The following is a 12908-nucleotide window of genomic DNA, read 5'->3' as shown; positions in this document are numbered from 1 at the left end:
CTGTCGATTCTTGGATTCTTAGAATGAGGTCTTGAGCGTCAAGGACAGCCAGCCGCGGTCCTTGAGCGTGCCGTTGCCGGCGTTGGTGGCGCCATTGATTGCCCGGGTGCCCAGGAAGCTGGTGTTGGTGCCGAAATCGCCGAAGTACGCGTTATAGGCGAGGTTGATGCGGTACTTGGCCTGGTAATCGGCGCCCAGCCCGATACTCCACGAACCGCTGCCCTTGTTGCCGCCTGCCGGCACCGGGGAATTGCCCGCCAGGCCGACGCTGTAGCTCATCGGCAAGCTCAGGTCGACGCTCGGCAAGGCCTGGAACCAGGTCGGCGTGAAGGCCAGCGACAGGCCCAGCGCATCCTTGGTCGAGCAGCCGTCGATGCGCTTGTAGGCGCCGTAGCCGGCCTCGCCCAGCTTGCAGTGCGCGTAGTCGACGCCGTTGTAGTTGGCCGCGCTGCCGCTGTAGAGCTTGTCCAGCCGGCTATAGGTCAATTCGGCCAGCACGGTGGCGGAATCGAAGACGGGCGTCTGACCGACATAGGCCAGGGCGTTCACCAGCGCGTGCCAGGTATCGCCGCGCGCGATGTCGGCGGCGCCGAAATAGGTGGCCAGCGCGGTGTTCCGGCGGTGCACCAGTTCGGCGCCGATCGAGACACCGGCCACCGATTTGGCCAGGCTCACGCCGACCAGCTTGACGTCCTTGGCGTACGCGTTATGCAGTTCGCTGAAGGTGCCGCCCGGCGACAGCACGGCCGGCACCTTGTCGTCGAACTGACGGTAGTACAGGCCCACCGTGCCTTCCAGCCAGTCGGGCGCCGCCTTCATCATGACGCCCCAGTTGCCGCTGTTTTTCGGCACCGCGTCGCGGCCGGTGCGCAGGTTGCCGCTCACGGGAATACCCAGGAAGCTGGTGCCGCCGTTGCCGATGATGTCGCCCTGCGACAGGTAAGTCCCCCCGTCCGGCAAGCGGAACGGTTTCCACTCCAGCATGTACTGGGCCGCGACCGAGACGCTGTCGCTCACTTGCAGGTGCGCCGAGACCTGGCTCAGCGGCAGGAACAATTCCTTGACTTCGATGCCGGGCGTATTCAGGGCCTTGCGGAAGTCGGCCGGGCTTTGTGCAAACGACACGCCGTGGATCGGCGTAAACAGCGATTCGCCCCAGTACACGGTGTGGCGCCCGGCCTTCACACTGAGCGGCATGTCGCCCAGGTCGACGCGGCCGAACACGAAAGCGTCCAGCAATTCGCCCGAATGCGTGTTGTAGCGCCGCGCGAACGGGGTGAACTTGTTGTTCGGGTAGGCGGTGCCGGCCAGCGGGCCGGCAAAGGCCGGGTTGCCCCGTACGTCGCTGTCGTAAGCGGCGTCGTACCAGGCCGCGCCGGATACGCGGAAACCGTAGTGGCTCTTGTAGACGTAATCGATCTCGGTGAACAGGTCGACGCGGTTGGTCACCATGTCACCTTTGTCGAATTTATAATCGCCGGCCTGGTAGCCCCAGGCGTCGCCGATCGCGTTGTCGCGTTGCTGCATGCGCCAGCCGGCGTTGTACTTGACCGTGTTATCCCAGCGCAGTTCGCCGTCGGGATTGCCGGTATCGATCTTGCCGGCGGTTGCCTGGCCGGAAACCGCCGCCAACGCCACGGCAAAACCCGCCGCCACTTTATGACGCATTGAACCGCGGCCCGTTGCCCTGCGACCCAATGCCTTTTCGCGCCCATATTTCATTCTTGTCTCCTCCAGGTTGGTAGCGGCCGCCTCTCTGCGATTGGCGGCGTCGCCACATTTTTCTTGTTTTCTGTTTTTCGTCAAAAATACAAACACACATGTTTTTATTTAATCGCGTACGTATTTCATCTCCCCGAGAAAAGCAGCCGGCAACCGGAAAAGACCGCCAATATTGCGCCGCAACACAGGCGCCAGGCTATTTTCCGCCTGTTATCAACATGCCTCATCCTCGCTTGAACGGCGGCAGTGTGTCAATCAATTTTGATACGCGCATCAATTTCTAGCGCGCCGCCATGCGAATCGCGCCGTCCAGCCGCACGCTCTCGCCGTTGAAATAGCCGTTGGTAACCATCAGCGCGACCAGTTCGGCGTACTCCGGCGGCGCCCCCAGGCGTTTCGGGAACGGCACCGACGCGCTCAGCGCGGCATGCACGTGCTGCGGCAACCCGTTCAGCAGCGGCGTATCGAACAGCCCCGGCATGATGGTGTTGACGCGGATACCCTCGTTCATCAGGTCGCGCGCGATCGGCAAGGTCATGCCCACGATGGCAGCCTTGGAAGCCGCGTACGCCGCCTGCCCGGCCTGGCCATCCTGGGCCGCCACCGACGCGGTGTTGACCACCACGCCGCGTTCGCCGTCCGCCATCGGCGCCAGCGACAGCATCCCGGCCGCGGCCTTGGCGATGCAGCGGAAGGTCCCGACAAGGTTGACCTGGATCACGCGGTCAAAAGCGTCCAGCGGAAAGTGTTTTGCTTCACCGCTGGCCTTATCCCGGCCGGCGGTCTTGGCCACGCTGCTGGTGCCGGCGCAGTTGACCAGGATGCGTTCCTGGCCGTGGACCGCGCGCGCTTTCGCGAAAGCCGCATCGACTTGCTCGTCGCAGCGCACGTCGGCCTGGCAAAACACGCCGCCCAGTTCGCCCGCCAGCGCCTCGCCGCGCACCGCGTCCAGGTCGAAGATGGCGACCCTGGCGCCGTGCGCCGCCAGCGCGCGCGCGGTGGCTTCGCCCAGGCCGGAGGCGCCGCCGGTGACCACGGCGGCAATGGTGGAATCGAGTTTCATCGCAGTCCCCGCCTCACAGGCGTTCGATAATCGTGACGTTGGCCATGCCGCCGCCTTCGCACATGGTTTGCAGGCCGTAGCGCTTGTTGTGGCGCCGCAACGCGTGGATCAGGGTCGTCATCAGCTTGGTGCCCGATGCGCCCAGCGGATGGCCCAGCGAGATCGCGCCGCCGTGGACATTCACGCGGGCCGGGTCGGCGTCCAGCTCGCGGCACCACGCCAGCGGGATGGGCGCGAACGCCTCGTTGACTTCATACAGGTCGATCTGGCCGATCGCCATGCCGGCTTTTTTCAGCGCGTGCCGGGTGGCCGGTATCGGCGCTTCCAGCATGATCACCGGATCGTGCCCCAGCACGCTCATATGGTGGATGCGCGCCAGCGGCGCAACGCCCAGTTCCTTCAGGCCGCGTTCGCTCACCACCAGCACGCCGGAGGCGCCGTCGCACACCTGGCTGGCGTTCGCGGCCGAAATCGTGCCGGCCTCCCGCAACAGCTTGACGCCACCAATGCCCTCCAGCGTGGCGCCAAAGCGCACCCCTTCGTCGACGGTGTGCAGCGTGCGGGCGCCATCGGCCAGCGTCACCTCGACCGGCACGATTTCATCCTTGAACGCGTCGGCCGCGATCGCAGCCTCGGCGCGCTGGTGGCTCAGCAACGCATAAGCATCGAGTTCGGCGCGCGTATAGCCATACTTTTGCACGATCATCTCGACGCCGACAAACTGGCTGAAATCGCCCTGCGGATAGCGCCGGCTGATCTCGGGCCCCATGTAATAGCCCATGCCATTGCTGCGCGGCAAATCCGATGGCGTAAACATCGGCACCCGGCTCATGCTCTCGACGCCGGACGCGATCACGAAATCCATGGTGCCCGACATCACCGCCTGCGCCGCGAAATGCAGCGCCTGCTGCGACGAACCGCACTGGCGGTCGATCGACGTGCCCGGCACGCTCTCGGGCAGCTTCGACGCCAGCACCGCGTTGCGCGCCACGTTGGTCGACTGTTCGCCGACCTGGCTCACGCAGCCCATCAGCACGTCGTCGATCCGGGCCGGATCGATGCCGCTGCGGTCGACCAGCGCATTGATGACTTGCGCCGCCAGGTCGACCGGGTGCCAGCCGGACAGCCTGCCGTTGCGCCGGCCGCCGGCGGTGCGCGCGGCGGCGACGATGTATGCTTCTGCCATATTGATTCCCCTTTTCAATCTGCGTAAAAACCGGTGCCTTGCGCGGCCATCCGGCGCATGCCCGCCGTGGCGACATACGGTGGACCGAGGTGGGCGTATTTGTCGCTCAGCGCCAGCACGTGTTCCATGCCGAGCCAGTCGGCATATTTCAATATCCCGCCCGCATGGCGCGGGAAGCCGATACCGAGCAGCAGCGCCATGTCCAGTTCCGCCGGGGTGGCAACCACGCCCTCTTCCAGCGCAATCGCGGCCTCGATCACCATCGGCAGCATCAGGCGCTCGACGATTTCCTGGTCGGTGAATGCGCGCCGGCCGTTCGGCTGCACGCGGGCGATCAGCGCATGGCTGTCGGCGGCGTGGTGCTTGACTGGCTTGCCGGCAGGATCGGCTTCGTAGCGGTAAAAGCCGATCCCGGTCTTCTGGCCAAAGCGCTTCTGTTCGACCATCAGTTCCAGCACGTCGTCCCAGCTACGGGTCATGCGCTCCGGATAGCCGGCCGCGATCACGTTGCTGACATGGCTGCCGGTATCCATGCCCACCACGTCCATCAGGTAGGCCGGCCCCATCGGCCAGCCGAAATCCTCCATCGCGCGGTCGACCTGTTCAAAGTCGGCGCCATCGGCCACCAGCTGGCTGAACGCGCGGTTGTTGGCAATCAGGATGCGGTTGACGAGGAAGCCCGGGCAATCCTTGACGACGATCGGCGTCTTGCCCATCGCCACCGCATAGCCGACCGCGGTGGACACCGCCGCCATGCTGGTCTTTTCACCTTTGACGATTTCCACCAATGGCATCACCGGCACCGGATTAAAGAAATGCATGCCGACGAAGTTGTGCGGCCGGGCCAACGGGACCGCCAGGTCGTCGATGCGCAGTGACGATGTATTGGTGGCGATGATGGCGTCGTCGGCGATCCTGCTCTCCAGCTCGGCCAGCACGGCATGCTTGACCTTGATGTTTTCCACCACCGCCTCGACTACCAGGTCGACCTGGCCGAAGCCGGCATAGTCGAGCTGCGCCACGATGCCGCGCCGCACGGCGTCCGCCTTGTCCTGGGCCAGCCGGCCCAGCCTGACCTGGCGCGCCAGCAGCTTGTCGGCTTCGCCGCAGCCCAGGTCGAGCTGGCCTTGCGCGATATCTTTCATGCGCGCCGGCACGCCTTTGAGCGCGCTGGCGAACGCGATGCCGCCGCCCATGATCCCGGCGCCCAGCACGGCCGCCGCTTTGACCGTGCGCGCGCCGTCGGCACGGGCATGGGCCCGGCACAGTTTCTTGACCGCCTGTTCGCTGAGAAACGCCTGCACCAGGCTGGCCGCGGCCTGGGTCTTGGCGACGCGGGTGAACTGGCGCACTTCCACGTCGAGCGCCGCATCGCGCGCCAGCGGCCAGTTGTCTTCCATCGCTGCCAGCGCCATCATCGCGGCCGGCTGGTGTTTCGGGCTGGCTTTGGCTATGCGCGCCCGGGCCTGCTGAAACACTTCGCGCGCGGCGGCGGCGCTCAGCGCCATCGGCGCCTGGCGGGCGGCACGTTTTGCCTGCCACTCCGGTGCATGCGTGGCCGCATGTTCCAGCAGTGCCAGTGCGGCGGCGCGCAACTGGTCCGGCGCCGCCACCTGGTCGACCACGCCGGCACGCAATGCCGCATCGGCCCGGCTCGGCTTGCCGCCGGCAATCCATTCGATGGCGACGTCCAGGCCGGCGATACGGGGCAGCCGCACGGTGCCGCCCAGGCCGGGGAACAGGCCCAGCCCCACCTCTGGCAAACCAACCTGGGCGCTTGCCGCCATCACGCGGTAATCGCAGCACAGCGCCAGTTCCAGCCCGCCGCCCAGCGCGAAGCCGTTGATCGCGGCCACCACGGGAACCGCCAACTGTTCCAGGCCGCACAGCACGTCATTGCCATTGCGGAAGTGCGCCAGCATATCGGCTTCCGGGCGCTTGAACAGCGCGCCGAATTCGGTGATGTCGGCGCCAGCGATGAACACTTCCTTGGCGCTGGTGACCAGCACGCCACGCAGGCCGGGCGCCGCGGCGATGGCCGCGAGCGCCGCACGCAGCTCGGCCAGCGCCAGCCGGTCGAGCTTATTGATCGCCTCGCTGTCGCGGTCGAAACACAGCTCGGCAATACCGTTATCCAGCCGCATGGCCTGCACGGTTTGCCCTTGGTGCAAATATTGATTCATGTTATATTTTTCAAAAATGGATGGACGCCGATGGGAACCGCTGCAACATGACAACCAGTCTACGGTTGCAGCGGATTTCCGGCTTCGTCCGAAGCGACGAATTGTGCCGTGCCGACCGCGCAGCCTGTACCACAAAAGGTCAATAACCATGGCAACTACCCCGCGCAATCCGCGCAGCAAGTCCGGCAATAAACCAGCTGTCGCCGCTCCCACCGGCGTGATACCGGTCTACGACAGCGCCCTGATGCAGGAGCGGCGCCAGCGCATCCTCGATGAAACCAGGCGCGTCATTGAAGAGAACGGCATCGAGAGCCTGAGCATGCGCGAGCTGAGCAAGCGCGCCAATGTTGCGCAGCGCACGCTGTACAACGCGTTCGGCAGCAAGGACCGCTTGGTCGGACTGGTAATCCAGGAAACCTACCTGACGCAGCTTTCCCGCATGAAGTTCGCGACCGCGCCCGATACCATGGAAGGTGTGATTGAACGGCTGGCGCGCGTGTGCATGCATTTCGGGCGCAAGCGCAATTACCTGAAGGCGGTGATGGACCTGTATTTCGCACCGACGGTACACCGGGACACCATCACCATGATGCGGGAATTGTCATATGGGAACTCCCGGCCGTGGCTGCTGCAACTCGAGCAGCGCCGGGAAATCAGCCCCTTCCTGTCGCGCGAACAGATCGAGGGGGACATGACCGACTTGGCATTTTCCGTGATGCGCAAATGGGCCATCGGCGACATCGGCGTGGCGCGCATGGCGGATGAAGCGGTGCGCGGTTTCCTCGTGCTGGCGGCCGGCGCGACCACCGGCGAAGCGCAGGCGCGCGCCCTGCGCACACTGGCGCTGCGCAAGCGCCGCGCCGCCGGGCCGGCCACGGCGGTTGAAGCGGCCGGGATGGCTGATATGGCGGGCGTGGAGTAAGGGCCGCCAGCCATGTCAGGCTTCCAGGATCGTGACGGCCGACATGCCCGGTGCGCCATACACCTGCGTATAGGCCAGCCGGGCCCCTTCGACCTGGCGCTTGCCCGCGCGCCCGCGCAGTTGCTGCACGTTCTCGACCACTTGCCGCAGGCCGGAGGCGCCGATCGGCTCGCCGCACGCGAGGCAACCGCCATCGGTATTGACCGGCAAGCGCCCGCCCAGTCTGGTCGCGCCTTCCCGCAGCAGCTTTTCCTGTTCGCCGTCGGCGCAGAAGCCGTTTTCCGCCATGTGCATGATTTCCGCGCCGGATTCCGTGTCCTGGATTTGCGCGACATCGATGTCCGCCGGATCGACGCCGGCCATGTCGTAGGCTGCTTTGGAGGCGATTTGCGTCGGAGATGGCGCCCGTTCGATTTCCAGCGAGGGCGCGAATACTTCGAACGAGCCGGCCAGGCGGGTCCGCACCGCCGCGCCGCGCAATAGCGGGCCGTCCAGGCCCAGTTCGCGCGCCTTGCGTTCCGACGCCAGGATCAGTGCGGCGCCCCCTTCCGCGGGCGAGCAGAACATGAATTTCGTCAACGGATCCGACACCATCTGGCTGCCCATGATGGCGTCAAAGCTGACCGGCTCGCGGCGCCACGCATGCGGGGCCAGCGCGCCGTTCTGATAGGCTTTCTCGGCCACCAGCCCGAGCGCATCGGCGGAAATGCCATGCAGGGCCATGTAGCGCTGGATTTTCATGGCAAAGAACTGCGTGGTCAGCATCATGCCGGTTTGTCCGTACCACATCGGCAACCCCGCCGCCGCCGGGTCGGCATTGAATGCGCCGCGCGGGTGCTTATCGAAGCCGACGATCACGCCGAGGTCGAATTCGCCCGATTTGATGGCCCAGTAGCCGGCCAGCAGCGCCGAACCGCCAGTGGCGCAACCGTTGGCCACGTTAATGAATTGCACCCCGGTCAGCCCCATGCGCGGCAGCACCGCGTCGGCGTCGCCGGAGGCGGCCGAGCCGCCAAAGGCGAATTGCACATCGTTCCAGCCGATGCCGGCGTCGGCCAGCGCTTCGCGGATGGCAAACACGCCCAGGTCCAGGCCCGTCTTGCCGTCGTGGCGGCCGAACGGATGAATGCCGGTCCCGATCACACGTACATGGTTACTCATGGTTTCTCCTCAGGGATGGGGCCAACAGGGCGGAAAGCATAGGTCAGGACCTCGGCGCCGTCCGCGCCGCGCCGGTATGGCAGCAGGGTCAGGCGCATCGGCATGCCGATGCGCAGGCCTGCGAAGTCCTCCGTGTCGAGGCGGGCTTCGACGATCAACTGGCCCGCCAGCTCGACGTAGCCGACCGCATAGGGTTTGAATTCGGCCTCGCCGGACGGGCCGTCATAGGGCCGCTTCGGTGCGAAGCGCTGCACCGTGAACGACCACAAGGCGCCCTCGGCGGCGAGTTCCACCTGCTCGTAGCGTTCCGCTTCCGGCCCGGTCGGCATGGGAAACACGATCCTGCCGTCGCTCCGGCCTTTGCCGCCAAGTAGCCTGGCATCCGCGCCCGCGCCGGCGACCAGTCCCGGCGCCACCATGTTGTGTGTCATTGTTCCACTCCTGTTCGATAGTCTTAAAAAACGCCATGTGGCGGCTTTGCCGGTGATCGTCGTCAAGGGCTGGCGCCGTCGATCAGTTCGAGCGCGCGGCGCACCAGCGCAACGCCATGCCGCGCATCGCCACCGGGCGGCTCCTGCACCGCGCGGAACAGCGCGAACACCAGGTGGAAGTTGGTCACGCCCTCGGCGTGGCCGCCGCAACGCCGGTAATGCGTCAGGTATTCCGCCTGCGTCGGTATGCCGTGCCGCGCCAGGTCGAGATCGCGGATGCCCGACGCTGCCCGGGTCAGCTGCCACGGCAGGCAACTGTGTGCGGCATCGGCCAGCGGGTGGCCAAGCGCGGCGCGCTGCCAGCCGCACAGCGCCAGCACTTGCGTGCCGCCCGGATCGAAAACGAAGTTGCCCAGCCGGACATCGCCATGCAGGATGGCGCTTTCATCATCATCGGGCACATGCGCCGCCAGCCAGTCCGCCACGCGCGCCAGGTCGGGCCGTCGCCGCACACCGGGCTGGTCGCGCCAATACGCCACTTCGCGCGCAAAAAAATGTCCCGGCCGCGCGTAGTCGGCCAGGCCGGCCGCGGCCCAGTCGACCCGGTGCAGGCGCGCCAGCGTTTCGGCCAGCGCGAAATACAGGCCGCGCCGCTGTGCCGGCGCCAGCTCGGGCAAGCCATCGCTGGAAAACACCCGTCCCCCGGGCAGCGCGGCGACATGGAACGGCGCGCCAGCCACCAGCGGATCGTCGCACACCAGCAACGTCTTCGGCGCGGGCACACCGTTGGCCGCCAGCGCCGCAAGGATCCGGTATTCGCGCCGCAATACCGGCAGCGGCGCCATACGCAGCAGCAGCGAGCGGCCGTCGAAACCGATGCGGTAGCACGCGTCATCCCCTCCCAGCGGCGCGATGCGCATCGGTCCGCGCAGGCCAGGCAGCATGTCACGCAAGTGTGCTTCGATCCGTTGCGGCGCGAATCCTGGACTCCCGCCCATCTCCGTCGGCGTATTCATGCGATGTCCGGTTGGCGTTGCATCAACGGCCCGGGAACACCGGATCGCGCCGGCCGCCAAACGCGCGCACACCTTCGGCGAAGCATTCACTGTCGATCAGTTCGCGCTGGCGCGCCGCTTCGTAGGCCAGCTGCTGCGCCAGGGACGCGCTGCCCGCCGCCCGGTCGGCGCGCCGCGTTTCCAGCGCCGCATGGGCCGGCAGCGCGGCCAGCCGCCGCGCCAGCGCCAGCGCCTCGGCATGCAGGTCGGCATCGTCGACGCACTTCCAGATCAGGCCCCATTGCGCCGCCTGTTCGGCGTCCAGGCGGTCGCCCAGCAAGGTCAGGCCCATCGCCCGCGCCCGGCCGACCTGCTGGCGCAGGAACCAGCTGGCGCCCAGGTCGGGCACCAGGCCCAGGCGCGGCATCGACGGCAGGTAAAAGTAGGCCGAGCGCGCCGCGATCACCACGTCGGCCGCCAGCGCCAGGCCGGCGCCGCCGCCGACCGCGCCGCCGTTCAAGGCCGTCAGCACCGGCACCGGCAATTCCTGCAAGGCCAGGATCACGGGATTCGACAAGGCCTCCATGGTGCCGAACGTCGCCTCTCCCAGCGACTTGCCCGGCAGCGCGTGCGCCGCCATGTCGTCCAGGTTGGCGCCGGCGCAAAAGGACTTGCCGGCGCCGGTCAGCACCAGCGCACGCAGCGAGCGGTCGTCCCGCACGCGCGCCAGGATCGCGAGCAGTTCCGCCGCCTGTTTCGGCGACAGCGGATTGCGCCTGGCCGGCTGGTTCAACGTGACGATGGCCACCGCACCGTCCACCTCGAACATGACATATGGATCTTCTGACATGGTTTGCTTCTCCTCTGGAACGCACGGGAAACCTACAGCGCCCGCGCAATCACTTCCATCATGATTTCATTGGTGCCGCCATAGATGCGCTGGACGCGCGCATCGACGTACATGCGGCCGATCACATAATCGTTGGTATAGCCATAGCCGCCGAACAGTTGCAGGCATTCGTCGATCACCTTGCCCTGCAAGTCCGTGGCCCAGGCCTTGGCCATCGACGCGGTGACGGTATCGAGCTTTCCGGCCACCATGTCCTGCACGCAGCGGTCGATGAAGGTACGCGCGGCTTTGACATGGGTCGCGATGCCGGCCAGCTTGAAGCGCGTGTTCTGGAATTCCGCGACCGGCTTGCCGAATGCCGTGCGTTCGCGCACATAGGCAAGTGTCTCGTGGTACGCGCCCTCCATCATCGCGACCGCCATCACGGCGATGATCAGGCGTTCGTAAGGCAAGTCCGCCATCAGCTGCGCGAATCCCCTGCCTTCCTCGCCGCCCAGCAGCCTGTCGGCCGGCACCCGCACGTCGTCGAAAAACAGCTCCGACGTGTCCTGCGCCTTCAGGCCGATCTTGTCCAGCGGCTGGCCAACCCGGTAGCCCCGGCAATCCGCGGTTTCAACGATCAGGATCGAGATGCCGCGCGAACCCTGTTCCGGCGCGGTGCGCGCCACCACCAGCACCAGGCCGGCCAGCAAGCCATTGGTGATGAATGTCTTGGCGCCGTTGATGACGTAGTCGTCGCCGCTGCGGATGGCGCGGGTGCGGATGCCCTGCAAGTCCGAACCGGCGCCGGGCTCGGTCATGGCGATTGCGCCGACCAGTTCGCCGCGCGCCATGCGTGGCAGGTAACGCGCCTTTTGCGCCTCGGTGCCGTGGTTCAGGATGTAATGGGCGACGATGCTGTGCACCGAGACGCTCATGCCGGTCAGGCTGCGGCGCGCCATTTCCTCATACAGCACCGCTTCGTGGCGGAAATCGCCACCGCCGCCGCCCCAGGCCTCGGGGATGTCGGAACAAAGCAGGCCGACTTCTCCCGCGCGGCGCCAGATCGCATGGCCGACGTGGCCGCGATGGCGCGCCGCGCCGTCGTCGGGCTGCATTTCCTGTTCAATGAAGCGCACCACCATATCCCGGTACAGTTCAAGCTCGGTGTCGGTCCAGCAGGGTTGGAAATCAATGGCCATGGTGTTTGCTTGATGGGTACGTAATGGGTCAGGATCGAAGCCGATGATATCCAGATACGGCCGGCGCGACTTCGTCTGTTCAGACGATTGATGCGCGAACTGCATGCCGCTACGCTTGCCTTTACTCTCAACGCCACAAGGAAACGCCATGGACCACCCTTCCGCAGATCACCAAGCGCCCCGCGCACCGTTACGCCAACCCGCCATGCGGACCAGGGTGACCCGCATGCTGGGCATCGACTACCCGATCGTGCAGGGCGGCATGATGTGGATCGGCCGCGCGGAACTGGCCGCCGCCGTGTCCAATGCCGGCGGCCTGGGCATCCTGACCGCGCTGACCCAGCCCACGCCACAGGCGCTGCGCGACGAAATCGAGCGCTGCCGTTCGCTGACCAGCGCACCGTTCGGCGTCAACCTGACGATCCTGCCCACCTCCAACCCGCCGCCCTACAAGGCCTATCTGCAGGCCATCATCGACAGCGGCGTGAAAATACTGGAGACCGCCGGCAGCAGCCCGAAGGAATTCATTACCATGGCCAAGGCTGCCGGCCTGATGTCGATCCACAAGTGCACGGCGGTACGGCACGCCTTGTCGGCCGAGCGGCACGGCGTGGATATCATCTCCATCGACGGTCTGGAGTGCGCGGGCCATCCCGGTGAAGACGATGTCGGTGGCCTGGTGCTCTTTCCGGCGGCCGCGCGCCAGGTCAAAGTGCCGCTGCTGGCTTCGGGCGGCATTGCCGACGGCCGCGGCCTGGCCGCGGCGCTGGTGCTGGGAGCCGAGGGCGTCAACATGGGCACGCGCTTTTGCGCCACGCGCGAGGCGCCGATCCACGATGGCATCAAGCAGGCCCTGGTGCGTGCCGGCGAGCGCGACACCAACCTGATCTTCCGCACCTTGCACAACACCGGGCGCGTGTTGAAGAACAGCATTTCCGACCAGGTCGTGGCCCTCGAACGGCGCCCGGGCGGATGTGAATTCCAGGATGTGCAGCCGCTGGTGTCCGGGCAGCGCGGGCGCGCCGCGCTGGAATCGGGCGAACCGGAGGCCGGCCTGGTGTGGGCCGGCCAGGTGGTGGGATTGATCGACGACATTCCCACGTGCGACGAACTGATCCAGCGCATGGTCGCGGAATGCCGCCAGCGGCTGGCAGCGGGCGCGGCGGCGTTTGACCGATAAGCGCTTCAATCCGCAGGCCGATGCGCCGCCGGCG

11 protein-coding genes are annotated in these 12908 nt (G+C 66.4%); 2 read left to right on the top strand and 9 right to left on the bottom strand.

Annotation, left to right across the window (positions count from 1 at the left end; all coding sequences use genetic code 11):
• Positions 1 to 18: 18 nt before the first annotated feature.
• The 4 genes from GJ700_RS07890 to fadB form a co-directional block, all read right to left on the bottom strand.
• A complete protein-coding gene (locus GJ700_RS07890) occupies positions 19 to 1668 on the bottom strand; it encodes a DUF1302 domain-containing protein (protein ID WP_154372345.1) in 1650 nt (549 codons plus the stop codon).
• A gap of 334 nt (positions 1669 to 2002) precedes the next feature.
• Complete coding sequence (locus tag GJ700_RS07885) at positions 2003 to 2785, bottom strand: SDR family NAD(P)-dependent oxidoreductase (protein ID WP_154372343.1); 783 nt, start codon at positions 2783 to 2785, stop codon at positions 2003 to 2005.
• Between the two features lie 13 nt (positions 2786 to 2798).
• On the bottom strand, positions 2799 to 3971 hold the full coding sequence (locus GJ700_RS07880) for an acetyl-CoA C-acetyltransferase (RefSeq protein ID WP_154372341.1): 1173 nt from the start codon (positions 3969 to 3971) through the stop codon (positions 2799 to 2801).
• A gap of 14 nt (positions 3972 to 3985) precedes the next feature.
• The gene (fadB, locus tag GJ700_RS07875) at positions 3986 to 6154 is read right to left on the bottom strand and encodes a fatty acid oxidation complex subunit alpha FadB (RefSeq protein ID WP_154372339.1); all 2169 of its coding nucleotides are present in this window, start codon (positions 6152 to 6154) and stop codon (positions 3986 to 3988) included.
• Positions 6155 to 6302: 148 nt separating this feature from the next.
• Here fadB and GJ700_RS07870 point away from each other — a divergent pair, with 148 nt between their 5' ends.
• A complete protein-coding gene (locus GJ700_RS07870; RefSeq protein WP_195763816.1) occupies positions 6303 to 7076 on the top strand; it encodes a TetR/AcrR family transcriptional regulator in 774 nt (257 codons plus the stop codon).
• Positions 7077 to 7091: 15 nt separating this feature from the next.
• On the opposite strand, the gene GJ700_RS07865 is transcribed toward GJ700_RS07870, so the two are convergent.
• From GJ700_RS07865 to GJ700_RS07845, 5 genes are all read right to left on the bottom strand, one after another.
• Positions 7092 to 8237: a thiolase family protein gene (locus GJ700_RS07865; protein WP_154372335.1), complete on the bottom strand. Its 1146-nt coding sequence runs from the start codon at positions 8235 to 8237 to the stop codon at positions 7092 to 7094.
• Entirely contained in the window at positions 8234 to 8668 is a 435-nt protein-coding gene (locus tag GJ700_RS07860; RefSeq protein ID WP_229506874.1) for a Zn-ribbon domain-containing OB-fold protein, read from the bottom strand. The genes GJ700_RS07865 and GJ700_RS07860 overlap by 4 nt, the downstream gene beginning before the upstream one ends.
• Before the next feature lie 62 nt (positions 8669 to 8730).
• Entirely contained in the window at positions 8731 to 9684 is a 954-nt protein-coding gene (locus GJ700_RS07855) for a phosphotransferase family protein (RefSeq protein WP_154372333.1), read from the bottom strand.
• Positions 9685 to 9706: 22 nt separating this feature from the next.
• Entirely contained in the window at positions 9707 to 10513 is an 807-nt protein-coding gene (locus GJ700_RS07850; RefSeq protein WP_154372331.1) for an enoyl-CoA hydratase-related protein, read from the bottom strand.
• A gap of 32 nt (positions 10514 to 10545) precedes the next feature.
• On the bottom strand, positions 10546 to 11694 hold the full coding sequence (locus GJ700_RS07845; protein WP_154372329.1) for an acyl-CoA dehydrogenase family protein: 1149 nt from the start codon (positions 11692 to 11694) through the stop codon (positions 10546 to 10548).
• A 205-nt stretch (positions 11695 to 11899) separates the two neighbouring features.
• Here GJ700_RS07845 and GJ700_RS07840 point away from each other — a divergent pair, with 205 nt between their 5' ends.
• Positions 11900 to 12874 (top strand): NAD(P)H-dependent flavin oxidoreductase, encoded by a 975-nt coding sequence (locus tag GJ700_RS07840; RefSeq protein ID WP_154372782.1) that lies wholly within the window; start codon positions 11900 to 11902, stop codon positions 12872 to 12874.
• Positions 12875 to 12908: the final 34 nt, after the last annotated feature.

The sequence above is a fragment of the Pseudoduganella rivuli genome (assembly GCF_009674485.1).
GTDB classification, from domain to species: domain Bacteria; phylum Pseudomonadota; class Gammaproteobacteria; order Burkholderiales; family Burkholderiaceae_D; genus Rugamonas; species Rugamonas rivuli_B.
The sequence above is the reverse complement of the archived record's forward strand: the minus strand, read 5'-3'. Positions and strand labels throughout refer to the sequence as shown.

Coding starts and splice junctions, on each gene's coding strand:
- GJ700_RS07890 (WP_154372345.1), bottom strand. CDS start 1,668: ATGCGTCATAAAGTGGCGGCGGGTTTTGCCGTGGCGTTGGCGGCGGTT.
- GJ700_RS07885 (WP_154372343.1), bottom strand. CDS start 2,785: ATGAAACTCGATTCCACCATTGCCGCCGTGGTCACCGGCGGCGCCTCC.
- GJ700_RS07880 (WP_154372341.1), bottom strand. CDS start 3,971: ATGGCAGAAGCATACATCGTCGCCGCCGCGCGCACCGCCGGCGGCCGG.
- fadB (WP_154372339.1), bottom strand. CDS start 6,154: ATGAATCAATATTTGCACCAAGGGCAAACCGTGCAGGCCATGCGGCTG.
- GJ700_RS07870 (WP_195763816.1), top strand. CDS start 6,303: ATGGCAACTACCCCGCGCAATCCGCGCAGCAAGTCCGGCAATAAACCA.
- GJ700_RS07865 (WP_154372335.1), bottom strand. CDS start 8,237: ATGAGTAACCATGTACGTGTGATCGGGACCGGCATTCATCCGTTCGGC.
- GJ700_RS07860 (WP_229506874.1), bottom strand. CDS start 8,668: ATGACACACAACATGGTGGCGCCGGGACTGGTCGCCGGCGCGGGCGCG.
- GJ700_RS07855 (WP_154372333.1), bottom strand. CDS start 9,684: ATGAATACGCCGACGGAGATGGGCGGGAGTCCAGGATTCGCGCCGCAA.
- GJ700_RS07850 (WP_154372331.1), bottom strand. CDS start 10,513: ATGTCAGAAGATCCATATGTCATGTTCGAGGTGGACGGTGCGGTGGCC.
- GJ700_RS07845 (WP_154372329.1), bottom strand. CDS start 11,694: ATGGCCATTGATTTCCAACCCTGCTGGACCGACACCGAGCTTGAACTG.
- GJ700_RS07840 (WP_154372782.1), top strand. CDS start 11,900: ATGCGGACCAGGGTGACCCGCATGCTGGGCATCGACTACCCGATCGTG.